The following is a 20,720-nucleotide window of genomic DNA, read 5'->3' as shown; positions in this document are numbered from 1 at the left end:
GGAACGGAAAGATAGGCGGAGGCCTGCGCGCCAGCAGCCGCCGCTCACGCGGCTGTGCTCACTCGACCGTCAAACCAGTGTCGCGTTTTGTTGGCAATGGCCACCAGAGACAACATGACCGGTACCTCCACCAACACACCCACCACGGTGGCCAGAGCTGCGCCGGAGTGCAGGCCAAACAGGGAGATGGCCACGGCGACCGCCAACTCGAAGAAATTGGACGTGCCGATCATGCACGCCGGCGCCGCAATATTGTGCGGCAAGCGCAGCCAGTAGGCGGCGGCATAGGCAAGCACAAAAATGCCATAGGTCTGGATCAGCAGGGGAATGGCGATCAGGCCTATCGTCTGTGGCTGCGCGAGAATGGTCTCGGCCTGAAACCCGAACAACAGCACCACCGTGGCCAGCAGGCCTACAATTGACCACGGCTTCAGGGTTTGCAACAAGCCGGCCAGGCGCTCTCCATCGCCATCACGCTCCAACCGGTAACGGGTCAGGGCGCCGGCGACCAGGGGTAGCACCACATACAGCACCACCGACAGCAACAGGGTTGCCCACGGCACGTGAATATCGCTGACACCCAACAGGAACGCGGTGATTGGCGCGAACGCGAAAACCATGATGATGTCATTCACGGAAACCTGCACCAACGTGTAATTGGGGTCGCCCCGGGTTAGCTGGCTCCAGACAAATACCATCGCCGTGCAGGGCGCAACCCCGAGCAGGATCATGCCGGCGATGAACTCACCCGCACTCTGTGGATCGACCCAGTCGACAAAAATCACACGGAAGAACAGCCAGCCCAGCGCCGCCATGGTAAACGGCTTGATCAGCCAGTTAACGATCAAGGTCAGCAGCAGGCCTTTCGGCTTCCTACCCACTTCCCGCATGGAACGGAAGTCGATCTGCACCATCATCGGGTAGATCATCACCCAGATTAAGACCGCGACGACCAGGTTGACGTGGGCAAATTCCAATCGCGCGATAGCGCCGAATACATTGGGCACCAGCACACCCAGAATCACCCCGGCGGCAATGCACAATGCTACCCACAGGCTCATGTAACGCTGGAAAATACCCACGGCGTTTGTCCCTCCCTATATCGCGCGCTGATTCACAGGGGCGGACCGCTGTTCGGCGTTCTTTACCCGCTCGGCGTCGTGGTCATCAAACGCCATAACAGCCCTGGCAACTGGGGACCGATTGGGGAGACTGCCGGACACATCGCTCATGCTACAACCCCCACGTCACAGGCATAGGCGCCTCGGGACGGGCGCGCCTTCATCGCACGCAGGCGCCGCAGAGGCTGCTCCAGCAGTCGCGGACAGTGCTCGCGGGTCTCTCGGAGAATAGTGCACATCCAGTCGTCGAGCAGCGGGTGCAGACGATAGAACACCCACTGCCCCTGCCGCCGATCCAGCAACAGGCCAGCCTCGCGCAATTGGCTCAGGTGCCGGGACACCTTGGGCTGTGACTGTTCCAGGGCTTCCATCAATTCGCAGACGCAAAGCTCTCCCTCCTGTTCTATCAACAGTACGCTGAGCAGCCGCGTTTCCTCGGCCAGAGACTTGTAGAAGACGAGTGGCTGAGGTGTCCTGGTCTCTGCATGAACGTTCTTGCTGTTGACCAGCACAAAGAGGCGTATGCGTTCGCTGATTTCATGCAGACAGCGCGCAAATGCCTTGGGCTCGTTGCTGGCCTTGGGGTCGGGGAAGTCCCACGCCATCACCGCGCCACTACCCGGCCAGTGGCGGCATTCACGATGCGCCTTATCACAAAGGCTGATGACGAAGTCGAACGGCTGGTCTGCGAAGCGCTCAACTGATTTGGACTCGAGCCCGGTTGATTCCAGGCCGAAGCCCTCCAGTGCCGACAGGGTGCGCGGGTCCACTTCGGCGGGGCGGGTGCCCGCACTGTGCACCTCAAACTGGTCGCCGGCAAAATGCCGCAGCAGGGCCTCGGCCATTTGCGAGCGAGCGGAGTTCCCGCTACACACGAACAGAACGCGCTTCATCACAGCCCTCGATGCCCACACAGCGAAGATATATCATAAATCAGATATACGATAAAACATATATGTTTTTTACGCATATGACCCCATACCCGACAGCGATCATATCGTGGAGGTGTGGGCGTTATGGGCGGCTTTGACGGGTTGGTGGGGCCTCCGCCAAAGCCCCGGCAGGTTTATTCCACGGTGACCGACTTCGCCAGGTTACGCGGCTTGTCCACGTCGGTGCCTTTCTGCACCGCAACATGATAGGCCAGCAACTGCAGGGCAACGGTGTACACGATAGGCTTGAGCAGCTCCGGGCAGCTCGGCAGAGCAATAACATGCACCCGCGACTCCTCGGCAAAATGCGCTGCGTTGTCGGCAAACACATACAATTCGGCGCCGCGCGAGCGCACCTCCTCGAGGTTCGACTTGAGCTTCTCCATCAGGGCATCACCCGGCGCCACGGCGATCACCGGCATGTCGGCATCCACCAGGGCCAGGGGGCCGTGTTTGAGCTCACCCGCCGGGTAGGCTTCCGCGTGAATATAGGAGATCTCCTTGAGCTTCAGCGCCCCTTCCAGCGCAATCGGGTACTGGATACCGCGGCCGAGAAACAGCGCATGGTGCTTCATGATCAGCGCGGTGGCCATGTGCTTGATGACCGGGTCCAGAAGGAGGGTCTGTTCCACGTAATCGGGCAGCTTGTGCAGGGCGGATACCAGCTCGTCTGCCGCTTGCGCAGACAGTGCGTGCCGGCGGCCCAGCACCCGCGTCAACATGAGGAAGGCCGCAAGTTGCGTGGTGAAGGCCTTGGTGGAGGCGACACCAATTTCCGCACCGGCGCGGGTGAGGAAAACCAGGTCTGATTCGCGCACCAGTGAACTGTGGTCGACATTGGCGATCACAAGGCTGCCGATGTAGGCCTCTTCCGTGGCATCGCGCAGGGCGGCGAGTGTATCCGCGGTTTCACCGGACTGGGAAACCGTCACCAGCAGCGTGCCGGGCAGGGGCACCCGCTTGCGGTAGCGGAACTCGGAAGCCACCTCTACCGTGCAGGGTAACCCGGCGAGCTCCTCCAGCCAGTACCGCGCCACCATACCGGCATGATAGCTGGTACCACAGGCGACTATTTGCACAGCGCGAACCTGATCGAACAATGCGCCGGCCTCACTGCCGAACACGCTGTCGTCAATGTCGCGGGTGCCCGCCACGGGAATGGTATTGGCCAGAGCCCGTGGCTGTTCGTGAATCTCCTTGAGCATGTAGTGCTCGTAGTCACCCAGCCCCGTGGTTTCCTCCAGCGCCGAAATCTGTGTCATGCGGCGCTCCACCCGATCGCCCGCACTGGTCATGATCTCCAGTGAGGTCGGGGTTATACGCACCAGGTCGCCTTCTTCCAGATAGATAAAGCGGTCGGTAACCTGACGCAAGGCGAGCTGGTCCGAGGCGAGGAAGTACTCACCAATCCCCACGCCGACAACCAGCGGACTGCCCTCCCGGGTACCCACCACCTCATGCGGGTGTTGCGTATCGACAGCGGCAAGCGCGTAGGCACCCTGAAGGCGCGGGACCACCGCGCGGAACGCCTCCAGCAGGCTGCAGCCGTCGTCGAGTTGCTGGTGCAGCAGGTGCACGATGACTTCCGTATCCGTGCCGGACTGGAAGCTGTAGCCCGCGTCCTGCAACTCCTTGCGCAGCGTTTCATGGTTCTCAATGATGCCGTTGTGCACCACTGCAACCCGCTCCCCGGAAATATGCGGGTGCGCATTGGCCGCCGATGGCACACCGTGGGTCGCCCAGCGCGTGTGGGCTATACCCACACAGCCGTACTTCGGGTCCATGGCCTGGGCCTGTTCTAGCTCCGCCACTTTGCCCTGCCGCTTGTGCAGCAGCAGGTTGTGCTCGTTATCCACCAGCGCCATGCCGGCCGAGTCGTAGCCGCGGTACTCCAGGCGCCGCAGGCCCTCAAGCAGAATCTCCGACACTTCACGCCGCGCTGCCGCCGCCACAATTCCACACATGATTCAGTCCTTGTTCTTTTTGCCAGGCCGTTGCCAGCCGGAAATATTGCGCTGCTTGCCCCGCGCTACCGCCAACTCCGCGGTGGGAACCTCACGAGTAATGGTGGAACCGGCTGCGACAAACCCGCCCGAACCGATTTCCACAGGGGCCACCAGTGTCGCGTTGGAACCAACGAAGGCGCCATCGCCGATCCGGGTAATATGCTTGTTGACGCCGTCGTAATTGCAGGTAATGGTGCCTGCACCGATATTGGCGCCCTCGCCCATTTCGCAATCGCCGATATAAGACAGGTGGTTCACTTTGCTGCCGGCGCCAATGCGCGCTTTCTTGGTTTCCACGAAGTTGCCCACACGCGCACCGGCTGCCAGCTCTGTGCCGGGTCGCAGCCTTGCGTAGGGCCCCACATGACAGGAATCACCGACACGAGCCTGCTGTAAATGGCTCATGGCGCACACCTCACTGCCGGCGGCTATCTGGCTGTCAGAAATTACGCAGTTGGGACCAATGTGCACACCATCGCCCAGCACCACATCACCGGTAAACACGCAGTTCACATCAATGAAGACGTCCCGCCCACAGGTGAGTTCGCCGCGGATATCAATGCGCGCGGGGTCTGCCAGCCGCACTCCCGATATCAGTAACGCCTCAGCCCGCTGGCGCTGCAGCTCACGCTCCAGTCGACTCAATTGCAACTGGTCGTTGACCCCCAGCACCTCCAGCGGGTCGGCAACGCTTGCCGTGCACACGGCGATGCCATCGGCAACCGAGAGTGACAGTACGTCCGGAAGATAATATTCGCGCTGCTGATTGCTGTTGCCCACCCTGGGCAGGTAACGCTGCAGAAGCGTCGCGGGCGCAGCGAGAATGCCGGTGTTCACCTCTGTGACCACGAGCTCATCCGGGCTGGCGTCCTTGTGTTCAACCACGGCCCGGAAGCGGTTCTGGGCATCGCGCAGTACGCGGCCATACCCGCTTGGGTCTTCCAGCACGGCGGTTAACAACGCGGGCGACTGCTGTGCCGCATCGACCAGTTGCTGCAGCACAGCCGACGACACCAGAGGCACATCCCCGTAGAGCACCAACACGGTGCTATCGGCACCCAGCGCAGGCAACGCCTGCAGCACGGCATGCCCGGTGCCCAGCTGCTCGGTCTGTTCCACCCAGTTCAGCGCATTGCCTGCCATGGCTTCCTGCACGGCTTCCGCACCGTGCCCGACGACCACATGGACAGCCGAGGGCTCGAGGCTGCGGGCAGCGTCGACAACATGCTGGAGCAACGGCTTGCCGCCCAGGAGGTGCAATACCTTGGGTGTGCTGGAGCGCATGCGTGACCCCTGGCCGGCAGCCAGAATGATAACTTCCAGAGTCATAGCGGATTCCCTTTGTTATAGCGTAGGCAGCCAGCCAATAGCCGAAGCTGCGGCTCTACCGAACAACACGCATGTTAACGCGAGGGAAAATGGAAACAACCTGATTGTTCAGGCCATACCAAAAAGTGTGAAGTGGAACAAAAAGGCCCTGTTGAACAGGGCCTGGAAGGCGTGCTTAACCGCGGCCCGCGCGGTTGCGCATTTTGCGCAGCACGGCAAGCTGCGCCGCAGCTTCAGCCAACTGCGCGGACGCCCGGCCATAGTCGAAATCGCCGGATTGATTGGTGAGCGTGTGCAGGGCTTCGCGGCGCGCTTCCTCGGCGGCAGCTTCGTCAACATCACCGGCACGCAGCGCGGTGTCGGCCAGAATGGATACCACGCCGGGCTGCACTTCAATGAAGCCGCCCGAGACGTAATACACTTCCTCGTCGCCGCCCTGCTTGACGATACGGATCGGGCCCGGGATCAGCGAGGACAACAGCGGCGCGTGGCCGTAGCTGACACCCATCTCACCGAGCTCGGCAGTCGCCACCAGCATCTCCACCAGCCCGGAGAAAATTTCTTCCTCCGCGCTGACGATATCGCAGTGAATTGTCATTGCCATCTCCAGACCCTCTAGCGCAAGCCTTACAGCTTGTTCGCTTTCTCAATCGCTTCGTCGATACCGCCGACCATGTAGAAGGCCTGCTCGGGCAGGTGATCGTATTCACCCGCGAGAATGCCCTGGAAGCCGGCAATCGTATCCTTCAGGGAGACATATTTGCCGGGGGCGCCGGTGAACACTTCCGCAACGTGGAAAGGCTGGGACAGGAAGCGCTCGATTTTCCGCGCGCGGGCAACCGTCTGCTTGTCTTCCTCAGACAGTTCATCCATGCCGAGAATGGCGATGATGTCCTTCAGTTCCTTGTAGCGCTGCAGAACTGTCTGCACGCCACGGGCCACGTCGTAGTGTTCCTGGCCGATCACCAGGGGGTCGAGCTGACGGCTGGTGGAGTCCAGCGGATCTACCGCGGGGTAAATACCCTTGGCGGCGATGTCGCGCGACAGTACCACGGTGGAATCCAGGTGGGCGAAGGTGGTTGCCGGAGACGGGTCAGTCAGGTCGTCCGCAGGCACGTAAACCGCCTGGATAGAGGTGATAGAGCCGGTCTTGGTCGAGGTGATGCGTTCCTGCAACACACCCATTTCCTCTGCCAGCGTAGGCTGGTAACCCACCGCAGAAGGCATACGGCCAAGCAGTGCGGACACCTCGGTACCGGCCAGCGTGTAGCGGTAGATGTTGTCGACGAACAGCAGTACATCGCGGCCTTCATCGCGGAACTTCTCGGCCATGGTGAGGCCGGTCAGGGCAACGCGCAGGCGGTTACCGGGCGGCTCGTTCATCTGGCCGTAAACCATCGCTACCTTGGACTTGGGAAAGTCCTTGACGTTAACCACGCCCGCTTCCTGCATCTCGTGGTAGAAGTCGTTACCTTCACGAGTACGCTCACCGACACCCGCGAACACGGACAGACCCGAGTGCTCGGTGGCGATGTTGTTGATGAGCTCCATCATATTCACGGTCTTGCCCACACCGGCACCGCCGAACAGGCCGACTTTACCGCCCTTGGCAAACGGGCAGACCAGGTCGATAACCTTGATGCCGGTTTCGAGCAGTTCTTCCGAAGCGGCCAGCTCGTCATAGGCCGGCGCCTTGCGGTGAATCGAGGCGCGCTCCTGTTCGCCAATCGGGCCACACTCGTCGATAGGGTTGCCGAGCACGTCCATGATGCGGCCGAGCGTCTCTATCCCGACGGGCACATTGATCGGGGCGCCGGTATTTTCCACCGCCAGATCCCGGCTCACACCTTCGGAAGAGCCCATGGCAATGGTGCGCACAACGCCATCACCCAGCTGCTGCTGGACTTCCAGGGTCAGGCCTTTTTCGGTAACCAACAGTGCATCGTAAACCTTGGGTACGTCTTCGCGTGGAAACTCCACGTCGATCACGGCACCGATAATTTGTACGATTCGTCCGCTGCTCATGTTCGGATCCTCTGCATCAAAGTTCAATTCTGGGTGGCAGTGCCGCGAACTCGCGGCGCTACCGAATAGGTTACGTCTTAGCCAATAGCCGCCGCGCCGCTGACAATCTCTGACAATTCCTGCGTGATCGCCGCCTGCCGTGCCTTGTTGTAGATCAACTGCAGGTCGTCTATCAGCTCACCGGCGTTGTCGGTTGCGTTCTTCATCGCCAACATCCGCGCCGCCTGCTCGCAGGCACCGTTTTCGACTACAGCCTGGTACACCTGCGATTCGATGTAGCGCGTCAGCAGGCTTTCCAGCAGCTGCATCGCATCCGGCTCGTAGATGTAATCCCAGTGGTGCTTCATTTCCGCACTGTCTTCTGCCAGCAGCGGCAACAGCTGTTCGACACTGGGGCTCTGTGTCATGGTGTTGACGAACTCGTTGCTGACCAGAAACAGGCGATCAATGTGCCCATCTTCGTAGGCATCGAGCATGGTTTTCACGCTGCCGATGAGGTCGCCCAGTGTGGGCTCCTCGCCGATGTCGCGCACGGCTGCCGTGACGTTACCGCCATAGCTCTTGAAGAACGCTGCCGCCTTGGCACCGATCAGACAAAGGTCGATACCCACACCCTGGTCGGCCCAGCCCTTCATGGCTTTCACCGTGGCCTTGAACAGGTTGATGTTCAAGCCACCGCACAGCCCGCGATCCGTTGACACCACCACAAAACCGACGCGTTTGACTTCGCGTTCGATCATGTAGGCGTGGCGATACTCCGGTGCGGAGTTGGCAATATGACCTACCACCGACCGCATCCGCCGCGCATAGGGCTTGCCCAAGGACATACGCTCCTGGGCTTTGCGCATTTTGCTCGCCGCCACCATTTCCATGGCGCTGGTGATCTTTTGCGTGCTCCGGATACTGTGTATCTTGGTCCGGATTTCTTTTCCGACTGCCATCTGCTGTCCTCGGGGTTACCAGGTTTGCGTGGCCTTGAACTTTTCGATCGCCGCTTTGAAGGCGGATTCGATCTCGTCGTTGTAATCGCCGGTGTCGACAATCTTCTTCATCAGGTCGGCGTATTCACTGTGCATGAACGACAGCAGAGACGCTTCGAAGTCACGAATCTTGTTCACTTCCACGTCGCGCAAGTGACCTTCGTTGGCCGCATAGAGCACAATACCCATGTCGGCGATGGAGCGCGGCGCATACTGGCCCTGCTTCATCAACTCGGTAACGCGCTCGCCCTGATCCAGCTGGGCCTTGGTGGCTTCGTCCAGGTCGGATGCGAACTGGGAGAAGGCCGCCAGCTCACGGTACTGGGCCAGTGCAGTACGAATACCGCCGGACAGCTTCTTGATGATCTTGGTCTGTGCAGCACCACCCACTCGAGATACCGAAATACCGGCGTTCATTGCCGGGCGCACGCCCGCGTTGAACATGTCAGCTTCCAGGAAGATCTGGCCGTCGGTAATGGAGATCACGTTGGTCGGTACGAACGCGGAAACGTCACCGGCCTGGGTTTCAATTACCGGCAGTGCGGTCAGCGAGCCGGTCTTGCCTTTGACTTCGCCTTTAGTCATCTGCTCGACATAGTCAGCATTGACACGAGCCGCGCGCTCCAGCAGACGCGAGTGCAAATAGAACACGTCACCGGGGTAAGCTTCACGGCCTGGCGGACGACGCAGCAGCAGGGAGATCTGGCGATACGCCCAGGCCTGCTTGGTCAGATCGTCGTAGATGATCAGCGCGTCTTCACCGCGGTCGCGGTAGTACTCGCCCATGGTGCAACCGGCAAAGGGTGCCAGGAACTGCATCGCTGCAGGGTCCGACGCCGTCGCGGCCACCACAATGGTGTGCTCCATGGCACCGTGCTCTTCAAGCTTGCGCACTACCGAAGCGACGGAGGAGGCCTTCTGGCCAATCGCCACGTAGATACACTTAATGCCGGTACCTTTCTGGTTGATGATCGCGTCCACGGCGATGGCGGTCTTGCCCACCTGGCGGTCGCCGATGATCAGCTCGCGCTGGCCGCGGCCGATCGGCACCATGGCATCGATAGCTTTCAAACCGATCTGTACCGGCTGGTCTACCGACTGGCGGGCAATAACGCCCGGCGCGACTTTTTCCAGTGCATCGGTCAGTTTGGCGTTGATCGGACCCTTGCCGTCGATGGGGTTACCCAGCGCGTCGACAACACGGCCCTGCAGCTCGGGGCCCACCGGCACTTCGAGAATGCGGCCGGTGCAGCGGCAAGACTGGCCTTCGGCCAGGTTCTTGTAGTCGCCGAGTATCACCGCGCCGACCGAGTCACGCTCGAGGTTCAGCGCCATCCCGAAGATGCCGCCTTCGAACTCGATCATCTCACCGTACATCACGTCGGTAAGGCCGTAGATACGGATAATACCGTCGGTTACCGAAACAACGGTACCTTCGTTGCGCGCCTCGGATGACACATCGAGCTGGTCGATGCGCTGTTTGATCATCTCGCTAATTTCTGACGGATTCAGTTGCTGCATGCTCTGTTCCTCAATCCTACAAATTCATTGCCGCGGCCAGCTTGTTCAGCCTGCCGCGTACCGAACCATCGATCACCAGATCGCCGGCCCTGATCAACACACCACCCAACAGATCGGGGTCTGTTGTGGTGTGCACGTTTATTTTCCGCTCCAGACGCGTACTCAGGGCGGAGGCCAGCTTGTCGGTCATGTCGTCCGCCAGATCAAACGCGGAAACAACCTCTACATCCACTGACTTTTCGAAATTCGCCTTGTAACCGGCAAACAGCGCGGTGACCTGTGGCAACAGCAGCAGGCGCCGGTTCTGCGCCAGCACACCCAGGAACTTGCGCACGGCATCGCCAAGCTGCTCACCGCAGACATCTGCCAGCGCGCTGGCAAGCTGCGGCCCGTCTTTTTCCGGGTTGCGTAACAGCGCCTGCATGCGGCTGTCGCGACTGACGGCAGCGGCCAATTGCAGCTGCGGCAGCCACTCGGCCAGGCTCTGGCTGTCGCGAGCATACTCGAAAGCCGCCTTCGCGTAGGGGCGGGCCAGCGTGGTCAGTTCGGCCATAACGTCCTCACCATCAAAGCTCTGCAGCCAGTTTGTTGACCAGGTCCGCGTGAGCGTCCTGATCAATCGTCGCACCAAGCACTTTCTCGGCACCCGCCAGAGACAACACGGCAACTTGCGAGCGCAGGGCTTCGCGAGCGCGGTTGGTTTCCTGCTCGATTTCAGATCGCGCAGCAGTTTTAACCCGCTCCGCTTCCGTTACCGCCGCTGTTTTAGCTTCTTCCACAATCTGGCTGGCACGTTTATTGGCGGAGTCGACAATACCGGCCGCCTCGTGCTTGGCTTCCTTCAAACGCTCCAGCGCTTTTTCCTGCGCCAGTTCCAGATCGTGGCTGGCACGATCGGCGGCTGCCAGGCCGTCCGCGATTTTCTTTTCGCGCTCCTGCATGGCCGCAATAATGGGCGGCCAGACAAACTTCATGCAGAACCAGACGAAGCCGAAGAAGGCGATGACCTGTCCGATAAGCGTAAGGTTGATATTCACGCCATACTCCTCACAGATATGGTGGGGCAGCCGATAGAGCTACCCCGCTCACGGTTGCGTTGTGGGTCGTGCTCAAGCCATTCCAGGGGCAACAACGAAGATCAGGTACATAGCCAGACCTACGCCGATAATCGGAATCGCGTCCACCAGGCCAGCGCCCAGGAAGAAGGTGACCTGCAGCTTGGGAGCCAGTTCAGGCTGACGTGCAGAACCTTCGATAAGCTTGCCGCCCAGCATGCCGATACCGATAGCCGCACCCAGACCACCGAGGCTGATCATAATTGCAGCAGCAATAAGAACTAATTCCATGATTTTCTCCTAGCGTTAATAACCAAAGTTAAAGGTGAATCAGTGGTCTTCGTGGGCCATGCTGAGATACACGATCGTCAGCACCATGAAGATGAAAGCCTGCAGGGTGATTACCAGAATATGGAAAATCGCCCAACCGATCTGCAGGATACCTGCCGGCGCCATCCAGGCCACACCGGCGCTGAACAGGGCTGCAATCAGGATAAAGATCATTTCGCCCGCGTACATGTTGCCAAACAGACGCAGTGCGAGAGAGAAAGGCTTCGCCAGCAAGCCGACAATTTCCATGAACAGGTTCACGGGAATGAACAGGGGGTGATTGAACGGGTTCATTGCCAGTTCCCGGGCAAAGCCGAACCCCTTGACCTTGATGGAGTAGTAAAGAATCAGGATAAGTACGCCGATAGCCATACCAAAGGTGATATTCGGGTCGGTTGATGGCACGATTTTGTGGTATTCCACACCGAGCAGCATCATCAACTCCGGCACGATATCCACCGGCACGAGGTCCATCAAGTTCATCAGGAAAATCCAGACGAATATGGTCAGAGATAAAGGAGCGATCAACGGGTTACGACCGTGGAACGTATCGCGCACGGTGTTATCGACAAACTGGACAATCATTTCCACAGCGCTGCCCAGGCCGCTGGGCACACCGGAAGACGCTTTTTTCGCGACGCTGTAGAAGAGCCAGCTGAACACGATACCGAGACCGATCGACCACGCCATTGAATCCACGTGAATCGCCGTGAAACCCATGTCGGCCGCTTCAGCGCCACCGTGTGCCATGACCCACGCACCGCCGTCACCCACAATGGAGCCGTCGTAGCGCTCATAACCGGCAGGCAGCTTGCCATAGGTCAGGTTGGTCAGGTGGTGGACAATGTACTCTGAAACCGTCTGGTTCTCGCCTGCCATCGATCACAACTCTTGTTTCGGTGTTTCGGTTTGTTTCTGCTCGCGGGACATCAGCATCCGCCAGCTTCCTATCGTTTGCACTACCAACATCACGCCGTATCCGGCGAACACTGCCCCCGGCTCAATCGGCCGCAGCAGAGCGAATACCGCGGCAAATCCCGCCGCGCTCAAGAGGAACTTGCCGGCTTCGCCGCTCAGCGCAGAGCGCGCGATTTCCGTTGCCGGTTGCACGCCGCGCGCGCGAAACAGCTTCAGGGCAAACCACGCCTGCGGCACCACCGCCACCACACCGCCGCACATCCATGACAGTGCTGTCGTTTCATCAAGCGCCAGCCAGACCAGCAGGCATGAAGGAACGAGCGTGGCCAACTGCATCAGGGCTATGCGATGGACGCCTGCCACACGATTGTTCCTCGTTTTGGGCGCCCGCATTATAGGGGCATTGGATGGCGGGTTCAACCGAATCACAGTGTTCGCGGTGCGAAATATCGCTGACGTTGGCAGCATGTTGGCGCCAGTTTGCCCCGTTTTGCCGCGATTGGATGGTCACACACCCTATCTGGTAGTTCCCGCACAGCGAGCCACTACATACTGTGGTAATGAGGGTGGGCGCTAGCGAATATGGCTCAGTATACCGTCCAGCTCATCCAGGCTGTTGTAAGTCAACACCAGCTTGCCCTTGCCTTTCGCGCCGTGCTGGATCTGCACGCGCGCACCGATCTTTTGGGACAGGTCATCCTGCAGCTGGCGGATGTTCGGGTCCATGCGCGGCGGCTCTTCGGCCGGCTGGTCCTGTCGCGCCAGTAGCCCACGCACCAGGGCTTCGGTTTGTCGCACTGAGAGGCCTTTGCCCACCACGGTTCTGGCAGCCTGCGATTGCGCCGTACCCTCGATGCCGAGCAGCGCACGGGCGTGGCCCATTTCCAGGTCACCGCGCTCCAGCAACAGGCGCACATCACTCTGCAGCGACATCAGGCGCAACAGGTTGGTCACGGTGGAGCGCGATTTACCCACCGCGTCAGCCACTTCCTGCTGCGTCAGCTGGAATTCCTGCTGCAGGCGCTGCAGCGCGATCGCCTCTTCGATCGGGTTGAGGTCTTCGCGCTGGATGTTCTCGATCAGCGCCATGGCAATGGCTGCTTCATCGCTGACGTCACGAACTACCGCCGGTACGTGGTCGAGGCCAGCCAGCTGTGCGGCCCGCCAACGGCGTTCACCGGCAATGATTTCGTACTTGCGTTCGGCAACGGGGCGCACCACGATGGGCTGCATGATGCCCTGGGCGCGAATGCTGTCAGCCAGTTCCTGCAGGGATTCCGGGTCAATATCGCGCCGCGGCTGATATTTACCGCGCTGTATCAGGTCCACCGGCAGATCTTTCAGCACCTGTTGCGGCGTATCACCATCGGCGGCCGACACGTCCCCTTCAGGCAGTTCGCGGGGCTGGGTACCGGCACCGAGCAGCGCATCCAGCCCGCGCCCCAATCCCCGTTTTCTGGCTGACATCGTCTAGCTCTCCTATACCTTGGTCGCGGCACTGCCGGTGGCGATGCTGCGCTTCTCTTCGCGGCGAATGAGCTCACCCGCCAGGGCCATATAGGCACGCGAGCCCCGCGAGTGGCGGTCGTAATACATAACCGGCAGGCCGTGACTCGGTGCCTCGGCCAGTCGCACGTTGCGTGGAATCACCGTGCGGTAGACCGCCTCACCAAAATGCTCGTGCAACTGGTTAGATACCTGGTTGGTCAAGCTGTTGCGAGGGTCGTAGAGCGTACGCAGGATGCCTTCGATCTGCAGCGACGGGTTCACCGACTCCGCCACGCGGCGAATGGTATTGACCAATGCCGAGAGGCCCTCAAGGGCATAGTACTCACACTGCATGGCGATCACGACGCCATCCGCCGCAACCAGGCCGTTGAGGGTGAGCATGTTCAGGGACGGAGGGCAGTCGATAAGAATGTAATCGTAGGCTGATGCCACTTCACGTAGCGCGGTGTTAAGTCGCCGCTCGCGTTGCTCCACTCCCATCAGCTCCACTTCGGCCGCAGTGAGGTCGTCATTGGATGGCAACACATCAAAGCCACCTTCGGGTACGCGCCGGGTGATCAAATGCACCGGGGCACGGTGCACCAACACGTCGTAGATACTGCGCTCAACAGCGTGCTTGTCGATACCACTGCCCATCGTGGCGTTGCCCTGCGGGTCGAGATCCACCAGCAACAGGCGCTTTTTCATTGCGGCAAGGGATGCGGCCAAATTGACAGAGGTGGTGGTTTTCCCCACCCCGCCTTTCTGGTTTGCAATTGCAAGAACTCGTGCCAAGGCCCACTCCCCGTTTAATCGCCTATTACCGGTGCAGATTGTCGATTGACGGCAACAGGGCAAGTTCTACCAAGTGGCGTTGCTCGTCAAGCCCCGGCACCGACAGGGGCCGAATATGGCGCACCGCGCAGTGGCGCTCGATCGATACCAGTTCATCATCGGGGCGCGCGCCCTTCATGGCAAGCAAAACCCCGCCCGGGCAGAGTAAATGTCGGGTTCCGGCCAGCATATCGGAGAGTGACGCAAACGCCCGGGAGAGCACCGCATCATAGCAGCAGTCTGGCGAAAAGCTTTCCACCCGCGCGTGGTGCACGGTGACGTTCTCCAGACCGAGAGCGGTTTTGGCCTGAAACAGGAAGCGGGTTTTCTTGCCATTGCTGTCCAGCAGGTCAAACGCACGCTGGGGAAACAGAATCGCCAGGGGTATACCGGGTAATCCGGCACCGGTACCCACATCAATGCAGCGATCTCCCGTGAGCCAGGGTGCCACCGCCAGGCTGTCGAGCAGATGGCGCGTCACCATGGCGGCGGGATCACGTATTGCCGTCAGGTTATAGGCGCGATTCCACTTCGTCAGCAGTGCGAGGTAATCCAGCAGCAATTGCTGCTGCGCAAAGTTGGCTGCTACACCCAGGCTGTCGAGCCCTGAGGTCAGCTGGCGCGCGAGTGCAGCGTCCAAGTCAGGCGCTTATACGGTCGCTGCTGCGCTCGAGGGCGCCGCGCTTCTTCAGGTAAATCAGCAGCAGCGACACAGCAGCCGGGGTCACACCGGGAATCCTGCCGGCGCGGGCGAGGGTTTCGGGACGGGCATCGGTGAGCTTCTGACGCACCTCGTGAGACAGGCCATCCACCGCCTGGTAATCCAGGGATGCCGGCAATGGCGTTTCCTCATAGCGGCGCAAGCGCGCAATCTCGTCCTGCTGACGGTCGATATAACCGGCATATTTGGCCTGGATTTCCACCTGCTCAGCAGCCTGTTCATCCTCCAGCGCCTGCCCCTTGAGGCTGGCAATATCGGCATAGCCTATACCGGGGCGCTTGAGCAGATCCGCGAGGCAGTATTCCCGCGACAGCGGCGCTTTCAGTTTGGGCGCGAGCGCTGCCGCTTCAGCCGTTCCCGGATGCAGCCAGGTGGTCGCCAGGCGCTGGGTTTCGCTGGCAATGGCGTCGCGTTTGCGTGCGAAACGTGCCCAGCGCTGGTCATCCACCAGGCCCATGCTGTGCGCTGTTTCCGTCAGGCGCAGGTCCGCGTTGTCTTCCCGCAGCAGCAAACGGTATTCGGCGCGGGAGGTGAACATGCGGTAGGGCTCGAGTGTCCCCATGGTGATGAGGTCATCCACCAGTACGCCGATGTAGGCTTCATCGCGCCGCGGGCACCACGGCGCCTTGCCCTGCACGGCCAGCGCGGCATTCAGGCCGGCCAGCAGGCCCTGGGCCGCAGCCTCCTCGTAGCCGGTTGTGCCGTTGATCTGGCCCGCGAAATAGAGGCCCGGGAGCGCTCTGGTTTCCAGCGAATAGCTGAGGTCACGCGGGTCGAAGTAGTCGTACTCGATGGCGTAACCGGGCCGTGTGATGTGTGCATTCTCGAAGCCCTGAATGGAACGTACCAGCGCCAGCTGTACATCGAAAGGCAGGCTGGTGGAAATGCCATTGGGATAGAGTTCGCTGGTGGTCAGGCCCTCTGGCTCGATGAAAACCTGATGCGAGGCTTTATCGGCAAAGCGGTGAATCTTGTCTTCGATGCTCGGGCAGTAGCGTGGCCCCACGCCCTCAATCACGCCGGAATACATGGGCGAACGGTCCAGGCCACCGCGAATGATGTCGTGGGTGTGCTCGTTGGTGTGTGTGATCCAGCAGCAGCGCTGCTCCGGCCGCTCACTGACACTGCCGAGGAACGACATGGCGGGCGCATCGCTATCGCCCCACTGTTCTTCCAGTGAACTGAAATCCACGCTGCGCGCATCAATGCGCGGCGGTGTTCCGGTTTTCAGGCGATCGACGCGGAAGGGCATTTCGCGCAGACGCTGTGCCAGGGCAATGGAGGGCGGGTCACCTGCCCGGCCGCCAGAGCTGTTCTGCAACCCAATGTGGATTTTTCCACCGAGGAATGTGCCAGTGGTCAGGACCACCGTGGGCGCACGAAAAATCAGGCCCATCTGGGTTATCGCGCCGGCCACGCGGCCCTGCTCGACCAGCAGGTCATCCACGGGCTGCTGAAAAACCGACAGTCCGGGCTGGGCTTCAATGATTTCGCGAATGGCGTTGCGATACAGCACACGGTCGGCCTGGGCGCGTGTCGCGCGCACGGCGGGCCCCTTGCGCGCGTTCAAAACGCGGAACTGGATGCCGGCGCGATCAGTAGCGCGCGCCATGGCACCACCCAGTGCATCCACTTCCCGCACCAGATGGCTTTTGCCAATGCCACCGATCGCGGGGTTACAGGACATTTGTCCCAACGTATCCACACTGTGGGTCAGCAGCAGGGTGCGACACCCCATGCGCGCGGCGGCCAGACAGGCTTCGGTGCCAGCGTGGCCGCCACCGATCACAATCACATCAAAGTTCTGCTGGTATTCCACGCCTGTGCGCCTCCTGGCCCGGCAGCTCGTCTCCGGGCCGGCGATTATACGTCCGGGAACCCGGTTGTTCAAAAGATGTTCTGTGTTTTTGTTCGCGGTGCTTGAATGCTTTCGCGATTGAAAACAGTGTTTATAAATAATTAAGTAAATAGGTATTGAGAATGAAAGAATAGAACTGATGTAGTTATTGTATAGGCCGACCGTTTCTGTGTGTAACGGCAATTAATCCCTATTTTTCATTCACTTGCCGCAATGAAAAGCACCGTTGCAAACCCTGTTCCTGGCGTGCTGTCACTGTGTACGGGCTGGGGACCAAACAACCCTGGTGGCGTCACCGTAATTGTACACAGGCGGTTGTCCCCAGCTCATGCCCGTTTTCTACCGCGGGTTATCAACAGGTTTATACCCTCAACATCCTCTATGCGGCGATGCTCTGTATAAGTTGTGTATAGCGTGTGCAGTGGGGTGTACAGATACAGGGAATGGCGCCGGGTTTACTTGCCAATACAGAAGCTGGAAAAAATCTCTCCCAGCAATGCATCGCTGGTCATCCTGCCGGTGATATCTCCCAGGGCGTCGTGGCACTGGCGCAGGTCCTCAGCGAGCAGTTCGCCGGCGCCCGCCTCTTCCAGTTGAAGCCGGCCGTTTTCCAGATGATCGGCGGCCTCCCGCAACGCCTGCAGATGCCGGCGCCGCGCGCTGAAGGCATCTCCCGACGCACCGGTGTAGCCGATACATTGTTTCAGGTGGTCACGCAGCAGGTCGATGCCGGCGCCGGAGCGCGCGCACAGCTGCAGAGTGACGTCATCACCGGAGCCGGTAATCGCTGGCGGCTCCCCGGCGAGGTCGCATTTGTTGTGGATACGCGTGATGGGTACCGACGTCTGTGGAAAACCGGGCCAGAGGTCATCCGGCAGTGGACTGGGGTCGTTCATATCGATTACGAGGAGTATGCGATCGGCGCTGGCGATTTCCCGCTGGGCACGGCGAATTCCCTCCTGTTCGACCGCGTCCTCGCTGGCCCGGAGCCCCGCTGTATCCACAATATGCAGCGGCATGCCGTCAATCTGGATATGCTCGCGCAAGATATCCCGGGTGGTTCCGGCAATGGCCGTGACAATGGCGCTGTCCTGGCCGGCGAGCGCGTTCAGCAGGCTCGATTTTCCCGCATTGGGTTTTCCTGCTATCACGACCTTCATGCCTTCGCGCAGCAGGCTCCCCTGTTGTGCCGAGGCCATTACCGCTGCCAGCTGTTGTTGCAACGCTCGCAGGGAGTCAGCGACGTGTCCATCGGCGAGAAAATCGATTTCTTCTTCCGGGAAATCGATGGCGGCTTCGACGTAAATGCGCAGGCGTGTTACCTCCGCTACCAGGTGATCGATTTCCGCTGAGAATGCCCCCTGCAGAGAGCGGTGTGCATTGCGTGCAGCCTGTGCCGTGGTGCTGTTGATGAGGTCTGCGATGGCCTCGGCCTGGGCAAGGTCCAGCTTGTCGTTGAGGTAGGCGCGCTCGGAAAATTCACCGGCTCGTGCCTGACGCGCCCCTGCGGCGAGACAGGCAGCCACAATGAGGTCGAGCACTACCGGGCCGCCGTGCCCCTGCAGTTCCACAACATCTTCGCCGGTGAAGGAATGAGGTGCCGGAAAGTAGACAGCGATTCCACTGTCGAGGGGCTCGCCCTGTGAATCCCTGAAGACACTGAAATGCGCATGCCGCGGCATCAGCTGTTTGCCGGTAATGCGCTCCGCGATAGCGGCGGCCGCGGGACCCGACAGGCGCACGATGCCGATGCCACCGCGACCGGCAGCGGTGGCGATAGCGGCGATGGTTTCCGAATTGTCGTGCTCGGTGGTCACAGCGGCAGTATACGCCAGCCGTGCAGCGCCCCGCAGGGGGCGATACTAGGCTTTGACTTTGGCGTCCGACTTTTCAATTTGCCGGGTAATAACATACTGCTGGGCCATCGAGAGCAGGTTGTTGACCACCCAGTACAGTACCAGGCCTGCCGGAAACCACAGGAAGAAGAAGGTGAAAATCACCGGCAGCCACTGCATGATCTTCGCCTGCATGGGATCCGGCGGTGGCGGGTTAAGCTTCTGCATGAACCACATGCTGGCGCCCATCAACAGGGGCAGTACGAAGTAGGGGTCCATCACCGAGAGGTCTTCGATCCACAGGAAGAACGGTGAGTGGCGCAGTTCGACACTCTCCATCAATACCCAGTACAGCGAGATGAACACCGGCATTTGCACCAACACCGGCAGACAGCCCCCCATCGGGTTGATCTTCTCCTTGCGGTAGAGCTCCATCATGGCCTGGCTTTGCTTGGCCTTGTCTTCCGCGTATTGCTCGCGAATGTCCTGCATCTTGGGTGCAACGCGGCGCATGTTCGCCATGGAGCGATAGCTGGTGGCGGACAACTTGAAGAACACGGTCTTGATCAGCACTGTAAGCAGGATGATCGCGACACCCCAGTTGCCGACCAAGCCGTGTATCTTGACCAGCAGCCAGAACAGCGGCTGCGCGATCCACCACAGCCACCCGTAGTCGACGCTCAGATCCAGATAGGGAGAAATTTCTGCCAGTCGGTATTGATCTTTGGGGCCGGCGTAGAAACCCGCACTTACGGCACCTTGCTCACCCGAATCAACGACCAGCGCCGGGCTGGTGAAGCCCGCGATGTTGAAGCCGGAGGCAGTGACCCGGGTACTGTAGGTGTGGCTCTGGTCCGCTGCCGGAATCCAGGCGCTGAGGAAGTAGTGCTGGATCATGGCTATCCAGCCGCCGGGCAGTTGCTCGCGGAAGGGTTCTTCTTGCATGTCCTTGAAAGTGAACTTGGTAAAGCGCTCTTCCGGTTGGGTAATGGCGGCACCCAAAAACGGTTGCAGACCCATGCCGCTGGAATCGACGGTAGAAGGCTTGCTGCTGTCACGCTTGATCTGTCCGAACAGATTCCCCTGCCAACGCTCGCCAGTCTGGTTGTCGACAATATAGCTGACGGTCATCAAGTAGTCGCCGCGACGCAAGGTGAAGCGCTTGGTTACCGAGAGCCCCTGCGCGTTCTGCCACACCAGGTCGACCTGAAGTTCGTCGGCGTCGGGTTGCAGTTCGTAGCGTGATTGCGTGGCTGTGAAGCGCGCGCGCGATTCGCTGTCGATGCCGTTGGGCCCGATCAGGCCGCTCTGCGCGACATAAATACGGCGTTCGTTCTGTTCCAGCAGCACGAAGGGCTGATCAGGTGTGTCGATGTCTTCCAGGTGCTCCGGCAGGGCGAGTTCCACGATGTCACCCCCCTGTAGATCGATGGCAACCTGCAGGACGTCTGTATGCACGGTAATAATGTCGCTGCCGGTGCCGCCCTCGGTTACCACGGGTGCAGCGGTTTGCTGGTCGGCAATGGCTTCAGGCGCCTGCGGCAGGTCTTCGTCGCCAGTGCTTGGCGCGGTGACCGAAGGGGCGAGTGGCAGCTCACTGTTCGCTGCGGGCAGCCCATCGGGTTCGCTGCTGATCAGGCGGCTGGCAGTCGGCTGCGCTGCAGTGGTTTTGGCATCCTTGAACGCGACCCACTCGGTCAGCAGCATGAACGAAAGTAGCGCGATGGCGCCGATCAGCAGAGTACGTTGGAAATCCATAGCGGGTAT

Annotated in this window: 19 protein-coding genes; all 19 read right to left on the bottom strand. The window is 60.2% G+C overall.

Annotated elements, in window-relative coordinates; genetic code table 11:
- Window positions 1-44: 44 nt before the first annotated feature.
- On the bottom strand, window positions 45-1,082 hold the full coding sequence (gene arsB / locus G533_RS0111070) for an ACR3 family arsenite efflux transporter (protein WP_027950007.1): 1,038 nt from the start codon (window positions 1,080-1,082) through the stop codon (window positions 45-47).
- A gap of 146 nt (window positions 1,083-1,228) precedes the next feature.
- Complete coding sequence (locus tag G533_RS25360) at window positions 1,229-2,014, bottom strand: metalloregulator ArsR/SmtB family transcription factor (RefSeq protein ID WP_035527658.1); 786 nt, start codon at window positions 2,012-2,014, stop codon at window positions 1,229-1,231.
- 173 nt (window positions 2,015-2,187) lie between these two features.
- Window positions 2,188-4,017: a glutamine--fructose-6-phosphate transaminase (isomerizing) gene (gene glmS / locus G533_RS0111060; RefSeq protein ID WP_027950005.1), complete on the bottom strand. Its 1,830-nt coding sequence runs from the start codon at window positions 4,015-4,017 to the stop codon at window positions 2,188-2,190.
- Between the two features lie 3 nt (window positions 4,018-4,020).
- Window positions 4,021-5,388 carry a bifunctional UDP-N-acetylglucosamine diphosphorylase/glucosamine-1-phosphate N-acetyltransferase GlmU gene (gene glmU / locus G533_RS0111055; RefSeq protein ID WP_027950004.1) on the bottom strand — a complete coding sequence of 456 codons (1,368 nt, stop codon included), beginning with the start codon at window positions 5,386-5,388 and terminating at the stop codon, window positions 4,021-4,023.
- Between the two features lie 175 nt (window positions 5,389-5,563).
- Window positions 5,564-5,992 carry a F0F1 ATP synthase subunit epsilon gene (locus tag G533_RS0111050; RefSeq protein ID WP_027950003.1) on the bottom strand — a complete coding sequence of 143 codons (429 nt, stop codon included), beginning with the start codon at window positions 5,990-5,992 and terminating at the stop codon, window positions 5,564-5,566.
- A 23-nt stretch (window positions 5,993-6,015) separates the two neighbouring features.
- Window positions 6,016-7,413 carry a F0F1 ATP synthase subunit beta gene (gene atpD, locus G533_RS0111045; RefSeq protein WP_027950002.1) on the bottom strand — a complete coding sequence of 466 codons (1,398 nt, stop codon included), beginning with the start codon at window positions 7,411-7,413 and terminating at the stop codon, window positions 6,016-6,018.
- A gap of 77 nt (window positions 7,414-7,490) precedes the next feature.
- On the bottom strand, window positions 7,491-8,354 hold the full coding sequence (atpG, locus tag G533_RS0111040) for a F0F1 ATP synthase subunit gamma (RefSeq protein ID WP_027950001.1): 864 nt from the start codon (window positions 8,352-8,354) through the stop codon (window positions 7,491-7,493).
- Between the two features lie 15 nt (window positions 8,355-8,369).
- Window positions 8,370-9,914, bottom strand: coding sequence for a F0F1 ATP synthase subunit alpha (atpA, locus tag G533_RS0111035; protein WP_027950000.1), 1,545 nt, complete (start codon window positions 9,912-9,914; stop codon window positions 8,370-8,372).
- A 16-nt stretch (window positions 9,915-9,930) separates the two neighbouring features.
- On the bottom strand, window positions 9,931-10,467 hold the full coding sequence (locus tag G533_RS0111030; protein WP_027949999.1) for a F0F1 ATP synthase subunit delta: 537 nt from the start codon (window positions 10,465-10,467) through the stop codon (window positions 9,931-9,933).
- A 13-nt stretch (window positions 10,468-10,480) separates the two neighbouring features.
- Window positions 10,481-10,951: a F0F1 ATP synthase subunit B gene (locus G533_RS0111025; RefSeq protein ID WP_027949998.1), complete on the bottom strand. Its 471-nt coding sequence runs from the start codon at window positions 10,949-10,951 to the stop codon at window positions 10,481-10,483.
- 72 nt (window positions 10,952-11,023) lie between these two features.
- Entirely contained in the window at window positions 11,024-11,260 is a 237-nt protein-coding gene (gene atpE, locus G533_RS0111020) for a F0F1 ATP synthase subunit C (RefSeq protein ID WP_027949997.1), read from the bottom strand.
- A gap of 39 nt (window positions 11,261-11,299) precedes the next feature.
- The gene (gene atpB, locus G533_RS0111015; RefSeq protein WP_027949996.1) at window positions 11,300-12,178 is read right to left on the bottom strand and encodes a F0F1 ATP synthase subunit A; all 879 of its coding nucleotides are present in this window, start codon (window positions 12,176-12,178) and stop codon (window positions 11,300-11,302) included.
- A 3-nt stretch (window positions 12,179-12,181) separates the two neighbouring features.
- Window positions 12,182-12,580, bottom strand: coding sequence for an ATP synthase subunit I (locus G533_RS21650; protein WP_158413413.1), 399 nt, complete (start codon window positions 12,578-12,580; stop codon window positions 12,182-12,184).
- Window positions 12,581-12,790: 210 nt separating this feature from the next.
- A complete protein-coding gene (locus G533_RS0111005) occupies window positions 12,791-13,684 on the bottom strand; it encodes a ParB/RepB/Spo0J family partition protein (protein WP_027949995.1) in 894 nt (297 codons plus the stop codon).
- Window positions 13,685-13,696: 12 nt separating this feature from the next.
- Window positions 13,697-14,500 carry a ParA family protein gene (locus G533_RS0111000; protein ID WP_027949994.1) on the bottom strand — a complete coding sequence of 268 codons (804 nt, stop codon included), beginning with the start codon at window positions 14,498-14,500 and terminating at the stop codon, window positions 13,697-13,699.
- Between the two features lie 25 nt (window positions 14,501-14,525).
- On the bottom strand, window positions 14,526-15,179 hold the full coding sequence (rsmG, locus tag G533_RS0110995) for a 16S rRNA (guanine(527)-N(7))-methyltransferase RsmG (RefSeq protein WP_027949993.1): 654 nt from the start codon (window positions 15,177-15,179) through the stop codon (window positions 14,526-14,528).
- A gap of 1 nt (window position 15,180) precedes the next feature.
- Window positions 15,181-17,079 carry a tRNA uridine-5-carboxymethylaminomethyl(34) synthesis enzyme MnmG gene (gene mnmG, locus G533_RS0110990; RefSeq protein ID WP_027949992.1) on the bottom strand — a complete coding sequence of 633 codons (1,899 nt, stop codon included), beginning with the start codon at window positions 17,077-17,079 and terminating at the stop codon, window positions 15,181-15,183.
- A gap of 494 nt (window positions 17,080-17,573) precedes the next feature.
- Complete coding sequence (gene mnmE / locus G533_RS0110985) at window positions 17,574-18,935, bottom strand: tRNA uridine-5-carboxymethylaminomethyl(34) synthesis GTPase MnmE (RefSeq protein ID WP_027949991.1); 1,362 nt, start codon at window positions 18,933-18,935, stop codon at window positions 17,574-17,576.
- Between the two features lie 45 nt (window positions 18,936-18,980).
- Window positions 18,981-20,711 (bottom strand): membrane protein insertase YidC, encoded by a 1,731-nt coding sequence (gene yidC, locus G533_RS0110980; protein ID WP_027949990.1) that lies wholly within the window; start codon window positions 20,709-20,711, stop codon window positions 18,981-18,983.
- Window positions 20,712-20,720: the final 9 nt, after the last annotated feature.

This window comes from Haliea salexigens DSM 19537 (assembly GCF_000423125.1).
GTDB classification, from domain to species: domain Bacteria; phylum Pseudomonadota; class Gammaproteobacteria; order Pseudomonadales; family Halieaceae; genus Haliea; species Haliea salexigens.
The sequence above is the reverse complement of the archived record's forward strand: the minus strand, read 5'-3'. Positions and strand labels throughout refer to the sequence as shown.

Coding starts and splice junctions, on each gene's coding strand:
- glmU (WP_027950004.1), bottom strand. CDS start 5,388: ATGACTCTGGAAGTTATCATTCTGGCTGCCGGCCAGGGGTCACGCATG.
- glmS (WP_027950005.1), bottom strand. CDS start 4,017: ATGTGTGGAATTGTGGCGGCGGCAGCGCGGCGTGAAGTGTCGGAGATT.
- atpG (WP_027950001.1), bottom strand. CDS start 8,354: ATGGCAGTCGGAAAAGAAATCCGGACCAAGATACACAGTATCCGGAGC.
- atpD (WP_027950002.1), bottom strand. CDS start 7,413: ATGAGCAGCGGACGAATCGTACAAATTATCGGTGCCGTGATCGACGTG.
- G533_RS0111050 (WP_027950003.1), bottom strand. CDS start 5,992: ATGGCAATGACAATTCACTGCGATATCGTCAGCGCGGAGGAAGAAATT.
- G533_RS0111030 (WP_027949999.1), bottom strand. CDS start 10,467: ATGGCCGAACTGACCACGCTGGCCCGCCCCTACGCGAAGGCGGCTTTC.
- yidC (WP_027949990.1), bottom strand. CDS start 20,711: ATGGATTTCCAACGTACTCTGCTGATCGGCGCCATCGCGCTACTTTCG.
- atpA (WP_027950000.1), bottom strand. CDS start 9,914: ATGCAGCAACTGAATCCGTCAGAAATTAGCGAGATGATCAAACAGCGC.
- G533_RS25360 (WP_035527658.1), bottom strand. CDS start 2,014: ATGAAGCGCGTTCTGTTCGTGTGTAGCGGGAACTCCGCTCGCTCGCAA.
- G533_RS0111005 (WP_027949995.1), bottom strand. CDS start 13,684: ATGTCAGCCAGAAAACGGGGATTGGGGCGCGGGCTGGATGCGCTGCTC.
- atpB (WP_027949996.1), bottom strand. CDS start 12,178: ATGGCAGGCGAGAACCAGACGGTTTCAGAGTACATTGTCCACCACCTG.
- atpE (WP_027949997.1), bottom strand. CDS start 11,260: ATGGAATTAGTTCTTATTGCTGCTGCAATTATGATCAGCCTCGGTGGT.